Source organism: Belnapia mucosa (assembly GCF_016775475.1).
Classification (GTDB): domain Bacteria; phylum Pseudomonadota; class Alphaproteobacteria; order Acetobacterales; family Acetobacteraceae; genus Belnapia; species Belnapia mucosa.
On the sequence record NZ_JAEUXJ010000005.1, the window covers coordinates 387373 to 401234 of the forward strand.

At 66.8% G+C, this 13862-nt stretch carries 10 protein-coding genes and 1 pseudogene; 6 read left to right on the forward strand and 5 right to left on the reverse strand.

Annotated elements, in window-relative coordinates:
- Nucleotides 1–126: 126 nt before the first annotated feature.
- The 6 genes from JMJ55_RS15305 to JMJ55_RS15330 are packed head-to-tail and all read left to right on the forward strand — an operon-like array spanning nucleotide 127 to nucleotide 9101.
- Nucleotides 127–2262: a glycosyltransferase gene (locus JMJ55_RS15305; RefSeq protein WP_202826417.1), complete on the forward strand. Its 2136-nt coding sequence runs from the start codon at nucleotides 127–129 to the stop codon at nucleotides 2260–2262.
- A gap of 5 nt (nucleotides 2263–2267) precedes the next feature.
- The gene (locus JMJ55_RS15310) at nucleotides 2268–3512 is read left to right on the forward strand and encodes a glycosyltransferase family 4 protein (RefSeq protein ID WP_202826418.1); all 1245 of its coding nucleotides are present in this window, start codon (nucleotides 2268–2270) and stop codon (nucleotides 3510–3512) included.
- 31 nt (nucleotides 3513–3543) lie between these two features.
- Nucleotides 3544–4278: a hypothetical protein gene (locus JMJ55_RS15315; RefSeq protein WP_202826419.1), complete on the forward strand. Its 735-nt coding sequence runs from the start codon at nucleotides 3544–3546 to the stop codon at nucleotides 4276–4278.
- A 5-nt stretch (nucleotides 4279–4283) separates the two neighbouring features.
- Nucleotides 4284–6029: an ATP-binding cassette domain-containing protein gene (locus JMJ55_RS15320; protein ID WP_202826420.1), complete on the forward strand. Its 1746-nt coding sequence runs from the start codon at nucleotides 4284–4286 to the stop codon at nucleotides 6027–6029.
- Nucleotides 6026–7735, forward strand: a complete 1710-nt coding sequence (locus JMJ55_RS15325; RefSeq protein WP_202826421.1) for an ATP-binding cassette domain-containing protein — start codon at nucleotides 6026–6028, stop codon at nucleotides 7733–7735. Before JMJ55_RS15320 ends, JMJ55_RS15325 begins: the two co-directional genes overlap by 4 nt.
- Nucleotides 7719–9101 carry an HlyD family type I secretion periplasmic adaptor subunit gene (locus JMJ55_RS15330; protein WP_202826422.1) on the forward strand — a complete coding sequence of 461 codons (1383 nt, stop codon included), beginning with the start codon at nucleotides 7719–7721 and terminating at the stop codon, nucleotides 9099–9101. Before JMJ55_RS15325 ends, JMJ55_RS15330 begins: the two co-directional genes overlap by 17 nt.
- A gap of 666 nt (nucleotides 9102–9767) precedes the next feature.
- Here the strand turns inward: JMJ55_RS15330 and rfbA are convergent.
- The 5 genes and pseudogenes from rfbA to JMJ55_RS15355 form a co-directional block, all read right to left on the reverse strand.
- The gene (rfbA, locus tag JMJ55_RS15335) at nucleotides 9768–10646 is read right to left on the reverse strand and encodes a glucose-1-phosphate thymidylyltransferase RfbA (protein ID WP_202826423.1); all 879 of its coding nucleotides are present in this window, start codon (nucleotides 10644–10646) and stop codon (nucleotides 9768–9770) included.
- Nucleotides 10643–11533 carry a dTDP-4-dehydrorhamnose reductase gene (gene rfbD / locus JMJ55_RS15340; RefSeq protein WP_202826424.1) on the reverse strand — a complete coding sequence of 297 codons (891 nt, stop codon included), beginning with the start codon at nucleotides 11531–11533 and terminating at the stop codon, nucleotides 10643–10645. Before rfbD ends, rfbA begins: the two co-directional genes overlap by 4 nt.
- Complete coding sequence (gene rfbB, locus JMJ55_RS15345; RefSeq protein WP_202826425.1) at nucleotides 11533–12594, reverse strand: dTDP-glucose 4,6-dehydratase; 1062 nt, start codon at nucleotides 12592–12594, stop codon at nucleotides 11533–11535. The genes rfbD and rfbB overlap by 1 nt, the downstream gene beginning before the upstream one ends.
- 6 nt (nucleotides 12595–12600) lie before the next feature.
- Entirely contained in the window at nucleotides 12601–13215 is a 615-nt protein-coding gene (rfbC, locus tag JMJ55_RS15350; protein ID WP_202826426.1) for a dTDP-4-dehydrorhamnose 3,5-epimerase, read from the reverse strand.
- 512 nt (nucleotides 13216–13727) lie between these two features.
- Nucleotides 13728–13862, reverse strand: a pseudogene (locus tag JMJ55_RS15355) (IS5/IS1182 family transposase); the annotation flags it as partial.

Sequence of the window (13862 nt, forward strand, 5' to 3'; positions counted from 1 at the left end):
TTTAACTGATACCCGTGTCCCATGGCGGCGGGGGTTAAGGTTCTGGACACTATCGGGCACCCGCCGGCGACATCTCAGGATGTCGCCGGTTCTGCTTTTGCGGCACTCCTGGCGCTCTCGTCCGGCATGGTGCTGCTCGGGCTCCGCGGCGGAATCCTCGGCATCGATATGGGCAGCGTCTCGCTGGCCTCCGCCGCAGGTCCGGTCGAGCCACCGATGTCCTGGCAGAGCGTGCCAGTCGGGGATGGCGAACTCCTCTCCCTCCTCCTCCTCCGGGCCCAGCCGGGGGTCGAGCCCGGCACGACCCTCCTTGTCACTGACGAGCTGGGTGGGTCGGCCTCGCTGGAGCTGCTCCCCGCCGAAAGCCTCCAATCCCTGCTCGACGCCGCCCCGCCCGCCTCCATCCTCCGGGTCGCCGGCTTCATCGCCTCCCGCGCCATCCGGCCCTTCCGCCGCGGGGATGATGCGGCGCTGGCCGCCGCCTGCCATGCGCTGGCCGCCCAGGCAGGCGCGCCGGAACGCCATGCCACGCCCGTCGCCCTCTGCGGCGAGGATGTCCAGATCTGGTCCCTGCCCCGCGACCTGGCCCCGGCACCGACCACCTCCCTGGTGATCGGCCGGCACCGGCTGCGCCAGGCCAGCCATGCCGGCGGCATGCTGCTCCTCGCCGACCGGCGGTTCGAGGGCGGCTATCTCCTCCCCGCCGCGGGCGGCGAGGGGCCAGTCCACCTTGCCCCAGCCTCCGGCCGGCTGCCGACGCTCGGGGAGCTGGCGCGGCGGACCGATGCTCCGGGCCGCGCCCTCTACCGCGCCGCCCTGCAGGAATTATCGCGCCGCGCCGCCGAGGATGAGGCGATGCGCCGCCTGCTGCGCGACCATCTGGTCCTGGCGCCGTTGCAGCCCCTCACCCAGGTCACCGAGCTGGAGGAGCCCTTCGGCGGAGCGCTGGAGATGGCGCTCGATGACCATGCCGGCGGGCTCTTCCTCCGCGGCTGGCTGCGCGACCCGCTGGGCCTGATCGGCCAGCTCACCCTGCAAGGCAGCCTCGGCAACCTGGTGCTGCAGGATGGGCAGCTGATCCGCTTTCCCCGCCCGGATCTGGTGAAGAAATTCGCCGAGGCGCCGCATGGCAGCCCCGGCATCCGCGCCGGCTTCGTCCTCCATCTGCCCGAAGCGGCGGCCAAGCCCTCGGCGCAATGGCGGCTGCGGGTGCGGCTGCGCAGCGGGGACCAGGTGACGCTGGTCGCCCCGCCGGCCATCACCACGCCGCTGCTGGCGCGCGACCGCATCCTCGGCGCCATCGCGCCGCCGCATGTCACGCCGGAGATCCTGACGCGCTGCATCGCCCCGCCGGTGGAGCGGCTGCACCGCCGCATCATGGAGGCGCGGCAGCCGCCCGAAGTGGTGCGGATCGGGCCGGTGGTGGCCGATCCGGTCATCAGCCTGATCGTGCCGATCTACCGCAATGTCCACTATCTGCGGCACCAGCTGGCCGCCATCGCCCGCGACCCCGCCCTGCGGCAGGCCGAGCTCATCTATGTGCTCGACAGCCCCGAGCAGCGGGAGGAGCTGGAATTCATGCTGCGCGGACAGTACGGCATCACCCGCCAGCCGGTCACCCTGGTCGTGCAGCCGGCCAATTACGGCTATGGCAGCGCCTGCAATGCCGGCGTGGCGGAAGCCCGGGCGCCGGTGCTGCTGCTGCTCAATTCCGATGTGGTGCCGGCCGGCCGCGGCTGGCTGGCCCCGCTGCTCGGCACGCTCGCGGCAGCACCGCATCTCGTCGCGGTCGGGCCGAAGCTGCTCTACGCCAATGATTCGCTGCAACATGCCGGCCTCTATTTTGAGAGGCCGGAGACAGGCGACTGGCACAACAACCACTACTACAAGGGCCTGCCGCGGCGCTTCCCGCGGGCCGAGCGGCCGCGCGAGGTCCCCGGCATCACCGGCGCCGCCTTCTGCGTCCGGCGCGAGGCCTTCCAGAAGGTGGGTGGCTTCACCACCGACTACGTGGTCGGCGACTATGAAGACTCCGACCTCTGCCTGAAGCTGCGGGCCGATGGCGGCGGGATCGGCTATGTTCCGGCCGCCGAGCTTTACCATTTCGAACGGCAGTCGATCACGCTGCATACCGGCTACACCCGCAGCCTGACGGCGACCTATAACCGCAACCTGCACCATCGGCGCTGGTCCACGGACATCGCCGCGCTCATGGCGCGGGATTGGCCGCTCGACAGCATCCCCGCGGTCGGGCCGGGCTGACCGCCATGCGCGTCCTTTTCCTCTGCCATAACCATCCCGCCCTCCAGGCTGGCGGGACCGAGATCTTCGCGCGCAACCTGTTCCGCGAGCTGCGGGACCGGCATGGCGTCGAAGGCCTGCTGCTCGCCGCCGTGACCAGCACCCATCGCGAGGCGCTGCCCGGCACCATGATCCAGGCGGCGGGCCAGGCGACCGACGAATGGCTGCTCTGGCTCGACCATTTCGACCGCTTCTTCCTCTCGCAGCCGGACACCTATGGGCTGGCGACGCTGGCGCCGCTGATCGAGGAGCTGGCGCCCGACATCGTGCATATCCATCACCTGCTGCAGATCGGCGTCGAGACCATCGACCTGATCCGCCGCGTGGCGCCGCGGGCACGGCTGGTCTTCACGGCGCATGACTTCTTTCCGCTCTGTCCGCAGGAAGGCCAGTTGCTGACGACGGAAGGAAGGCTTTGCCACGGGCCGAGCCTGGATGGCTGCCTGCGCTGCTTCCCCGGCCGCCCGCCCGCCGACCTGGCCATGCGCCAGTTGCAGATGCGGGACCTGCTCGGCGATTTCGACCGCATCCTGGTGCCGAGCCAATTCGCGCTCGGGCGCTACCTCGCCGATGGCTGGCCGGCGCCGCGCTTCGCGGTGATGCCGAACGGCGTGCCGGAAGGCCCGGCCGTGCCGGCCCGCCCGGCACCGGATGGGCGGCGCGACCGCTTCGGCTTCTTCGGCCATATCAACCGTTTCAAGGGCAGCCTGATGCTGCTGCGGGCCTCGCGGATGCTGAGCGAGGCGCGGGTGGCGCACCGGGTCACTCTGCATGGCGGCGCCGCCTACCAGTCCGAAGCCTTCATGGCGGAATTCGAGGCCGATCTGGCCCGCGCCCCGGATGCCAGCTTTCGCGGCGCCTATGCGCCGGAGGAGCTGGGCCGGCTGATGGAGGCGGTGGACTGGGTCGTCATCCCCTCGATCTGGTGGGAGAATGCGCCGCTGGTGGTGCAGGAAGCCTTCCGCCACCGCCGGCCGGTGATCTGCAGCGGCATCGGCGGCACCGCCGAAATGGTCCGCAACGGGATCGACGGGCTGCATGCCCCGGTGCGCGATCCGGCCGGGCTGGCAGCGGTGCTGCGCCGCGCCGCCGAGACACCGGGCCTTTGGGACGGGCTGGTCGAAGGGATTCGCGCGCCGGTCGGATTGGCCGAGGCGGCGCGTGAACACCTTAAACTCTATCAAGCTGCATTGGCGGACGCTGCCGCCTAAACTGCAACCCTTGTCAGGGAAGCCACTGCCAATGTCCGTCGATACCATCCTCTCCCCGGACGCCGAGGATCTTGCCACGTCGCTGCAGGACGAGCCGGAGCGGGCGGAGATCGAAGCTTCCGATGTGCGGGGGCTGATCGACAATGCGACGGCCGACCGGCTTTACGGCTGGGCCTGGGACGCGGCGCACCCGGGCTATCGGGTGAAGGTCGAGCTGCGGCTGGCCGGTGAGGTGGTGGCAACCACGGTCGCCGACAATGCGCGGCCGGACCTGGCCAAGCATGGCATCGGCGATGGCTGCCACGCCTTCGAATTCCCGCTGAAGCGGGAGTGGTTCCGCAAGCTGCGCGAGCTGAGCGCCGTCGCCTATGGCAAGGATGGCAGCGACTTCCTGGTGCCGGTGCATGCCCGCCGCGGCGAGGACATGCTGGTGCCGGCGGAGACCACGGCGCAGCTCCAGACCGTGGCGGAGAGCCTGCTCGCAGAATATAGCGCCGTCCGGCGGGAGCTGCAGGACTTGCGCGAACGCCATGCGGCGTTGCCGACGCCAGAGGCGGCGGAGGCCGCGGCCCAGGAGACGCGGGAGCGGCTGGAGGCGATGGAGCTCTGGCTCGCGCGGCTCGACGACAGGGTGGCGAATATGGCGCTGCCCGGCACCGCCAGATCCACCCGGACGATTGACAGCTGGCAGGTGGTGCTGACGGCCATCCTGACCAGCGCATTGTGTTCCATCAGCGTCCTCCTTGTTTTTCGCTTCGGGATCTGACGAGGATGGCTCAGGCGCCGACAGACGGCTCGCCCAATGCACTGCTGCGGGAAGCGATCGAGGAGGTCAAGAAGACCGCCTTCACCATGCTGCGGTCGCTGGCAGTGCTTTTGGTGCTCAGCATCCTGCTGGGCTACGCTATCCTATTCGCCTTTCGCAGCCTGTCGCGTTCCATCCCTTATACGCACAGCCATGACTCGCTCATCTCCGGGGTAGCGATCTGGCTCATCCTGCTGGTCACTGCCGTCATCATCGAGCAGTTCAAGGGCATCATCATTCGGCAGCTGTCATCCTATGTCACGCGGCGGATGAGCGTACCGGCGGTGCTGGCGCTGGCACAGCGCGCGGGCCGGCCGGAATCCACCGCCGGTGCGGCGCTGACGGACCTGGAAACGGTTCGTTCCTCGCTGAACGAATTCACCGTGCGGGCACTGATCGGCATTGCGACAGTACCCTTCATGCTGGCTTTCGTCCCGTTCATCCATTGGGTCTGCCTGCTTCTCGCGGTGTTCTTCTGCAGTCTGGCCGGGTTGCTGAGCATGGCGCTCGCACGCGCCACCCGGAAAGAAGGCGCCCTGGCTTCGGATGGCGTCAGCCAGGCCTATGGGCTGGCGGCCGATGCCATGCGGTCCGGCGAGGCCATCCTGGCCATGGGTATCCTGCCACGCCTGGCCCAGTCCTGGATCGGGATCAGCACCCAGGCAGCAGGCGATGCCTGGCGGGCACGGCTGCTGGCCGCCCGGCTCCGACTGGCGCTCGATATCGTCCTTGAGGCCTTCCGAGGCTCGATCATGTTCACCCTGGTCTTCCTGACCTTCGCTGGCGCGAATGTGGCGGGCATGTTCGCGGTGGCGACTTTCCTCGTCTTCCGTCTCATCCAGCCCTTCGGCACGATCGGCATCGTCATGCAAAATCTGGGCGAGGCGCGCGCCGCCTGGAACCGACTCAACTCGATCCTGTCGGACACGCCGCTGCCGCCCGAGGGCATCGCGTTTCCCTGCCCTCAGGGGCGGCTCGTCGTCGAGCACATGTCCTTCACCTTCCGCGGGCCGCAGCCGGTCCTGCTGCGCAATATCGACCTGACCCTGGAGCCAGGCACGGTCCTGGCGGTCGTGGGAGCCTCCGGCAGCGGCAAATCCACTTTGCTGCGCGTCCTGCTCGGCCTCCATCGCCCGGCCATGGGCGGGGTTTATCTCGACGGGCATTCGACCAGCCAATGGGATCGCCGCGACTTCGCCCGCCATGTCGGCTTCCTGCCGCAGCAGCCCTTGCTGTCCCGCGGCACCGTGGCCGAGGTGATTGCCCGGTTGGACGAGCCAGACATGGCCCTGGTCGTGGAGGCTGCGCGACGCGCCGGCGCCCATGAGATCATCGTCGGCCTGCCTTTCGGCTATGCCACGACCGTCAGCGGTAATTACCAGCTCTCGATGGGCCAGCGGCACCGGATCGCCATCGCGCGCGCCCTGTATGGCCGCCCCAAGCTCCTGCTGCTGGACGAATTGGCCGGCTCCCTCGACAAGGAGGGAGAGGCGCAGATCGCGGCGCTGCTACACGACCTGAAACGCGAGGGCGTATCGGTGGTCTTCACGACCCACCGGCCCGGCCTCATCGCGGCGGCGGACCGGGTGATGGCGCTGCGGAACGGCACGCTCGTCCCGACAGGGGAGGATTCCCTGATGCTGAGCGGTCCGGGCCGCCGGGCCCTCCCCTCCAAGCCTCCGGCGCTGACGAGGAAGGCGGAAGCCGCATGACCACGAGCATGGTCAGCTCCAATCCGTTGAAGCTCCGGCGCTTCGGCGTCACGCCCGCCTTCGTCTTCACGCTCGTGCTGCTGACCCTGGGCTGCACGATCGGCATCTTCAATATGGTGATGAGCACCGGCCACCTGGTTGATGGCGTCATGGAGACGCGCAACATCGACACAATCTACGGCCTGTTGGCAGTGTTCGTCACCGCCATCATCCTGTCCAATCTGTTCTTCTACCTGCGCCTGCGCCTGCTCGATTCAGTTGCCGAGCGGTTCGGCCTGGCCCTGAGGACCGAAGCGCTGCAAGCCGCTGTTCGCAGTGCCGTCCGCGCCGACATCGTCTCCGGCCTTACCGTGCTGCAGGACATCACCTCGGTCCAGCGCTTCATCAGTGGCGGCTCGATCGCAAGCGCGCTCGACATCATCGGCGGCGTCGTCTGCCTCGCTTTCGTCTTCTATCTGGACACCGGCTTCGGCTGGATCACCTCCGGCAATATCCTGCTGACCTTGGTTGTCGCCTGGCTCATCCGCCGGGCCGCGAACCGCAAGAACAAAGATGCCGCCGCCGATCCTGCCATGATCTCCGCGGAGATGTCGGGACAGCTCCTGCATCCCGACCTGGTGCGCGGCCTCGGCCAGCTTCCGGCCACGCTGGTCCGCTGGCACCGCCGCTACGACGCGGCGCTCACCGCCACCCAGGCCTTCGATGCTCGGGTCAGCGCGCTTATGGAGCTGCAAGGCCTTCTCTTCAGCGTTTGCAGCGTCCTGATCTTCGTCCATGGCCTGCTGCTGATCATTGCAGGCACCGGCACCATTGGCCTGATGATCGCGGCCTTCATGATGTCCAACCACGCCATGGGCGCCTTCGGAGTCATCCTGGGTCAGTGGGAAGTCTGGCAGCAAGGTACCAGCGCCTGGCAGCGCCTGCGGAACCTCATCCGGGACGAAGGCGCCCCGCAATTGCGGCCCATCGACCATGACGCACAGATCGGCCTGGTGATTGAGAATGTCACCTTCTGGCCGGAGGGCCGGGCGAAGCCGATCATCCACAAGCTGAGCATGACGCTACCGCCCGGCTGTGTCGTCGTGATCCAGGGCCGCAACGGCGTCGGCAAGAGCACGCTGCTCCGCCTCGTGCTCGGCCTGTTGCCGCCGACCGAAGGCCGGATCCTGCTCGACCGCCAGGACACGCATTACTGCGACCGCGCCGAGTTCGGCATGCGGATCGGCTACCTGCCACAGGACATTCAGCTCTTCGAAGCCGATATCATGACCAATATCGGCCGCGGCCCCAACCCCTCACCCGAGCATGTGGTCGCGGCCGCGCGTGCGGCGGGCGCGCATACCATGATCGGCCGCCTTCCCCTCGGCTATCAGACCCCGGCCGGGCAGAGCGCCGGCCTCTCCAGCGGCGAACAGCGCCTGGTCGGGCTGGCGCGGGCACTCTATGGCAGCCCGCGCCTGCTCGTGCTCGACGAGCCCGAGGTCGGGCTGGACGGCAATGCGCGCAATGCGCTGCGGAATGGGGTCGAGCGTGCGCGGGCGGATGGCGGCATCGTACTGATCGTCAGCCATGAGGCGGAGACCTGGCTCGATATCGCCGATCTCAAGCTGAAGCTGGAAGCGGGCGGGACATGGTCCCTCGACCCCACTCGGCCGGAACCGGCCGCGGAGCAATCCAAGGAGCCGCATCTTGCGCAGCCTCGTTAACCAAGGGCGTCCGGCGGCGCTGCCGCCGCCTATCCCGCTCAGTTCCTTGCAGACGCAGATCGAGCTTTCGATGCAGAGCCCGCCCGTCAAGCTCGTCGTTCGCCGTGCTTTGCTCACCCTCAGCCTAACCCTGCTGCCGATCGTCGGCTGGGCGACCTTGACCACATCGGAACGGGCCGTGATCGCTAACGGCCAGCTCATTCCGGAAGGCCGGCGCAAGACGGTGAATCTGGCCGAGGCCGGCATCCTGCGGACCATGCTGGTGCGGGAAGGCTCCGTGGTGAAGGCGGGCGAGCCTCTGCTGCAACTCGACGTCACCCAGGCGGAAGCCTCGGCCCTCCAGGCCAAGGCCGCTTACTGGGGAGGCCGAGCCCGGATCGCTCGCCTGAAGACGGAACAGGCCGAGCGGCGGGAACTCGACTTCCCAGAAGATGTATTGAAGGCCGCAGCGGCCGATGCGGCGATTCAGGTCTTCCTTGATGTCGAGCGCGGCTTCTTCAGGGCCCGCTGGGCTGCCTTCGACGGCCAGATCGGGGTGCAGGAACGAGCCATCGCCCAGCTGCAGGAGCAAGTGGCCGGTGCCCAGGCCCAGCGCGAAGGTGCCACTCGGCAGGTCCAGTCCATCCGCGAGCAGATCATCGGCTACAACCGGCTTCTGAGCCAAGGCTATGCCTCGCGCTTTACCGTGCTGAACCTGCAGCAGCAGGAAGCCAGCTTCGTCGCCACCATCGGCCAGGCGACGGCGCAGGAAGCGCAGCTCCGCGAGGGGATCGCTCAGGCGCAGCGGCAGCTCGAAGGCATCCGCCTGACGCGGCTCTCGGATATCGCCAATGATCTGCAGACCACCGAAGCCTCCACCGCCACGGCATTGCAGCAGCTCCGCGCCGCGCAGGATATCCTGACCCGGCGCGAAGTGCTGGCGCCGGAGGACGGCAAGGTCACCAATATTCAGGCCTTCACGCCTGGGGCGAGCATCGGGGCCGGCCAGCCCATCTTGGATCTCGTACCGGCGCATGATCGCCTCGTCATCGAAGCCCATATCATGCCGACCGATATCGAGCAGGTGGTCCCGGGACAGAGGGTCAATATCCGGTTGCTGCCTTACCGGATGCGGCGTGTTCCCTTGCTGCCGGGCAGCCTCACGATCGTCAGTCCCGATATTCAGGTTCCAGCACAGGGCCAGGGCAATGAGCCCTTTTATCTCGGCCGAGCCGAATTCGACGACAATGCCTTCGAGCACAAGCATGACATCAGGACTGTGGCAGGCATGCCGGTGGAGATTTACATCCTGGGCGACAAGCGCACCCCACTGGCCTATCTAATGGGACCCCTGACCAGGTCCGCGCGCCGCGCCTTCGTCGATTAATTTCTCGGGCTGACCGAATTTACGAACGGCGTCAGTCATCGCTCAATGCCGCCTTTTGGATGGAGGCGGCATTGATGCGTTGTGTAATGAGTGGCGAAACTCGGGCGCAGGATAATTGCCTGTCACCTGATCATCGGCGCAGACTGGACGGCACCTCTCCGGACTACCCATTCCCGGCGCCACGACTTGGCGAAGGGGTTTGGTATCTGGAGCTCGGTCTACTGACAACCTGATTAGGACGCATGAAGGGCTTGGTATGCCGTCACTGGGCGGCGAGTTCGGCGCAGGCGGCAGTCTCGCGGAGGAGAGCGTGCGCTCTTGGCAGTCTCATCGTTCTTGACTGGAGGTTAGGCGGAGCGCGGCAGCCAATGAGGCGGCAGGCGCGAGCCTGCTCCATCTCCCGCCTTGCAGCTCCGAGTTCAGCCCCATCGAGGACGCCTTCTTCAAGCTGAAGGCAGAGCCGAATGCGCCAACGACGTCGCAGCCGCGGATTATAGGACGCAGATTGGTCGCTCTTCCGAGAACTGTGGTGGTCGGCTCAGCCCTTCAGCAGGGAAAGTGTCCAGACCCTGCCGCGGTTGAGGAGTTGCAGACAATAACGGCCGAGGACGACAAGATCATCAAGGCGAATGAGGTGGTGCGGCGAAACGCGCGAACACGACGCGCTCATCCTCGATAACCTTCTTGCTTGACGATCTGCTCCAAATATTGCCCGTAGCCACTCTTACGCAGTGGCTTTGCAATATCGAGCAGCTGCGCATCATCGATGAAGCCCTTGCGCCAGGCGATCTCCTCAGGCGAGGCCACCTTCTGACCAGTGCGCTTCTCGATGGCGCGGACGAACTCGCCCGCCTCGAGCATGCTGTCATGCGTGCCGGTATCGAGCCAGGCATAGCCACGGCCGAGCCGGGCGACGCGGAGCGTCCCCTCCTCGAGATAGACCCGGTTGAGGTCGGTGATCTCCAGTTCGCCCCGTGCCGAGGGCTTGAGCGTCTGGGCAATGGCGGATGCGCGACCGTCGTAGAAGTAAAGGCCGGTCACCGCCCAGTTGGATTTCGGCGCCGGCGGCTTTTCTTCCAGGCTGATCGCCCGGCCCTCGGCATCGAAATCCACCACGCCATAGCGCTCGGGGTCAGTGACGCGATAGGCAAAGACCGCCGCGCCGCTCTCCCCCTGCACTTGCTTCATCCGCAGGTCCAACTCATCCCCATGGAAGATATTGTCGCCCAGCACGAGCGCCGAGGGCTCCCCGGCGAGGAATTCCTCGCCCAGGATAAAGGCCTGCGCGAGCCCGTCGGGGCTCGGCTGCACCATGTATTCGAAGCGCACGCCCCATTGGGCGCCGCTGCCGAGCAGCCGCTGGAACAGCGGCATGTCGTGCGGGGTCGAGATGATCATGATCTCCCGGATCCCGGCCAGCATCAGGACCGAGAGCGGGTAGTAGACCATCGGCTTGTCATAGACCGGCAGCAGCTGCTTCGAGACGGCGAGCGTGCATGGATGCAGCCGGGTGCCGCTGCCGCCAGCCAGCACGATGCCCTTCATGGCCTGGTCTCCTTCAGCGCATCGAGGCAGCGGTCGAGGCCCGCGCGCCAATCGGCCGCCTGGATGCCCAGGATGGCGGCGGCGCGGCTGCAGTCGAGGCGCGAGTTGGCTGGCCGCACTGCCCGGGTCGGGTAGTCGGCCGTGGTGATGGGAATGAGCTTCGGCGCCGCCTGGCCCCGCGCCGCGGCGCCGGCGAAGATCGCCTCGGCAAAGCCGTGCCAAGTGGTGTGCGGCTGGCCGGTCAGGTGGAAGACCCCGAAGCACCGGTCGCCTGCCGGCGCCGCCGCCAACCGCGGCAGCAGGGCGATGGCGGCATCCGCCAGGTCGTCGGCGAAGGTCGGCGCACCGTGCTGGTCGGCGACGACCCGCATCTCCGGCCGCTCCTTGCCGAAACGCAGCATGGTCTTGACGAAGTTGTTGCCATGCGCCGAGCAAACCCAGGCGGTGCGCAGGGTGACGGAGCGCGGCTGCGCCAGATGCAGCAGCAGCTCGCCAGCAAGCTTCGAGGCGCCATAGGCACCGACCGGGGCCGGCGCATCCGCCTCAGTATAGGGGCGCCCGCCCGTGCCGTCGAAGATGTAATCGGTCGAGTAATGCACCACCGGCACCCCGGCCCGTGCTGCCGCCTCACCCAGCAGGTGCGGCCCGGTGGCGTTGACCGCGAAGGCCAGCGCCCGGTCATCCTCGGCGCGATCAACGGCGGTATAGGCGGCGGCGTTGATCACCGCCTCCGGCCGGTAGTGGGCGAAGGCCGCATCGACCTGTGCCGCGCTGGTCATATCGAAGTCGGGCGGCTCCAGCCCCACCGCCTCATGCCCGGCGCGTGGCAGCCGCGCCAGCAGCTCGGTCGAGATCTGGCCGGTGCGGCCGATGACGAGGACGCGCATCAACCCGCCTTCTCTGTCACGAGGCCCAGCCGCTCGCCGCTGTATTTCTTCTCGCGCAGCGGCCGCCACCACCACTCATTCGCCAGATACCAGTCGATGGTCGCGGCGATGCCGGTCTCGAAACTCTGCTTCTGCCGCCAGCCGAGCTCGCGCTCGATCTTGCTGCAATCGATGGCGTAGCGCTGGTCATGCCCCGGCCGGTCGGCGACGAAGCGGATCAGCTCCCGCCGCGGCGCGGCGCCCGGCCGGCGCTGGTCGAGCAGATCACAGATGGTCTGCACCACCTGCAGGTTCCGCCGCTCCGCCCGGCCACCGATGCAATAGGTCTCGCCGACCTTGCCATGCTCCACCACCGAGACCAGCGCCCGCGCATGGTCCTCGACATGCAGCCAGTCGCGGATGTTGCTGCCATCGCCATAGACCGGCAGCGGCTTGCCATCCAGCGCATTCAGGATGATGAGCGGGATCAGCTTCTCGGGGAAATGATAGGGCCCGTAGTTGTTCGAGCAGTTCGTCACCAGCACCGGCAGCCCATAGGTCTCGTGCCAGGCGCGGACGAGGTGATCGGAGGCCGCCTTGCTCGCCGAATAGGGCGAGCGTGGATCATAGGCCGTGGTCTCGCTGAACGCCCCGGTCTCGCCGAGCGAGCCGAAGACCTCGTCGGTCGAGATGTGGTGGAAGCGGAAGCGGGCCTTGGCATCGCCCTCCAGCCCGTCATGGTAGCCGCGCGCTGCCTCCAGCATGCTGAAGGTGCCGTTGATATTGGTCTGGATGAAATCCGCGGCGCCCGTGATCGAGCGGTCCACATGGCTCTCCGCCGCCAGATGCATCACCGCATCCGGCTGGAACTCCGCCATCGCAGCCCGCATCCGTGCCGTATCGCAGATATCCGCCTCCAGGAACTGGAAGCCGTGCTTGCCCTCGCAGTCATGGATCGAGCGGCGATCGCCCGCATAGGTGAGCTTGTCGACCACGAGCACGGTCGCGCCACGCTCCAACACAAGAAGCCTCGCAACGGCCGAGCCGATGAAGCCGGCGCCGCCGGTGACCAGGATGCGCATGTGCGATTACTCGAAGATGGCCGGGAGGTCGCGCAGCCGCGGCGCGCGCCGGTCCTTGTCGGAGAGATGCACCGCGCCCGGCTCGAAGGGCCAGGGCAGGGCGAGGTCGGGATCGTCCCAGGCGATGCCACGATCGCAATCCGGGGCGTAATAGTCGGTGACCTTATAGGCCACTTCGGTATCCGGCTCGAGCGTGCAGAAGCCATGCGCGAAGCCGACCGGGACATAGAGCTGCTGGCCATTCGCGGCCGAGAGCTCCACCGCGACATGCTGGCCGAAGCTCGGCGAGGAGCGGCGCAGGTCGACCACGACATCGAGCACGGCGCCGCGCAGCACCCGCACCAGCTTCGCCTGCGGATGCGGCGGCAGCTGGAAATGCATCCCCCGCACCGTCCCGACCTGGGCCGAGAGCGAGTGGTTGTCCTGCACGAAGACATCCGTGATGCCGAGCGCGGCGAAGTCGCGCGCGCTGTAGATCTCCTGGAAGAAGCCGCGATGGTCGCCGAAGCGGCGCGAGCTTACCAGGATGGGCCCCGAGACAGCGAACCGTGTCGCACTCTGGTTACCGCTGGCTGTTCCTGAGTGCAGCCCCTCCTGCTTGAGCGAAACCGACACCGTCATGGCCTCCGTAGACTACCGCATCGCAGTGCAGTGACTCTTAACATACGAAAATGCGATTACAACCGAAAATATCTCTTTTAGGCAGACATTAGAGATTAATCAACTGTCAACAGGTTGTTTTCAACGCAATCCACAAAAATAGAAGCACAATCTTAGTTCACACCGACAGGCTGCAGTGGAGCGACTTTATGCCGACCTAGTAAAACCAGCGTAAGGATGTATTTAGAAGGCTATATTTTCGGCCGATGCGTTGTTTGCGTTTCTGGGACAGGGGTTGATTTGGGATGCCGGACTGATCAAACTGCGCCAGTGTTCCTTCTTTGTTCAAAAAATGCAGCGGCTTTCTTGAGATGTCTTGACGCAGTTGGCCAGCCGGGCAGTTAGCGGCATTCGATTGCTCGCTAGACCGGTGTCGATGGCCCTCTCAGCTCACTCGCAACCTGCAGGTTCTGCAAGGCAGCACTGAAACGGTCGACGATGCGGAAGCTGCTCGCCACCAGTAAGAGCCCGCTTCATAACGGCTTTGCCAAGCGCCTGAGTAAGACGGTAGCGGCGGCGAGGACGAAGAAGGCGACGGCAGAACCGGGTGTGGCTTCGTGGTCGCGTGCGAGGCGGCGGCACCGCCCTGTCCAAGCGAAGGTTCGCTC

Excerpts from the sequence above, each read along its gene's own strand:
- rfbC (WP_202826426.1), bottom strand. The coding sequence starts at position 13,215 with ATGACGGTGTCGGTTTCGCTCAAGCAGGAGGGGCTGCACTCAGGAACA.
- JMJ55_RS15310 (WP_202826418.1), top strand. The coding sequence starts at position 2,268 with ATGCGCGTCCTTTTCCTCTGCCATAACCATCCCGCCCTCCAGGCTGGC.
- JMJ55_RS15305 (WP_202826417.1), top strand. The coding sequence starts at position 127 with ATGGTGCTGCTCGGGCTCCGCGGCGGAATCCTCGGCATCGATATGGGC.
- JMJ55_RS15325 (WP_202826421.1), top strand. The coding sequence starts at position 6,026 with ATGACCACGAGCATGGTCAGCTCCAATCCGTTGAAGCTCCGGCGCTTC.
- JMJ55_RS15315 (WP_202826419.1), top strand. The coding sequence starts at position 3,544 with ATGTCCGTCGATACCATCCTCTCCCCGGACGCCGAGGATCTTGCCACG.
- rfbB (WP_202826425.1), bottom strand. The coding sequence starts at position 12,594 with ATGCGCATCCTGGTCACCGGCGGCGCCGGCTTCATCGGCTCGGCCGTT.
- rfbA (WP_202826423.1), bottom strand. The coding sequence starts at position 10,646 with ATGAAGGGCATCGTGCTGGCTGGCGGCAGCGGCACCCGGCTGCATCCA.
- JMJ55_RS15320 (WP_202826420.1), top strand. The coding sequence starts at position 4,284 with ATGGCTCAGGCGCCGACAGACGGCTCGCCCAATGCACTGCTGCGGGAA.
- rfbD (WP_202826424.1), bottom strand. The coding sequence starts at position 11,533 with ATGCGCGTCCTCGTCATCGGCCGCACCGGCCAGATCTCGACCGAGCTG.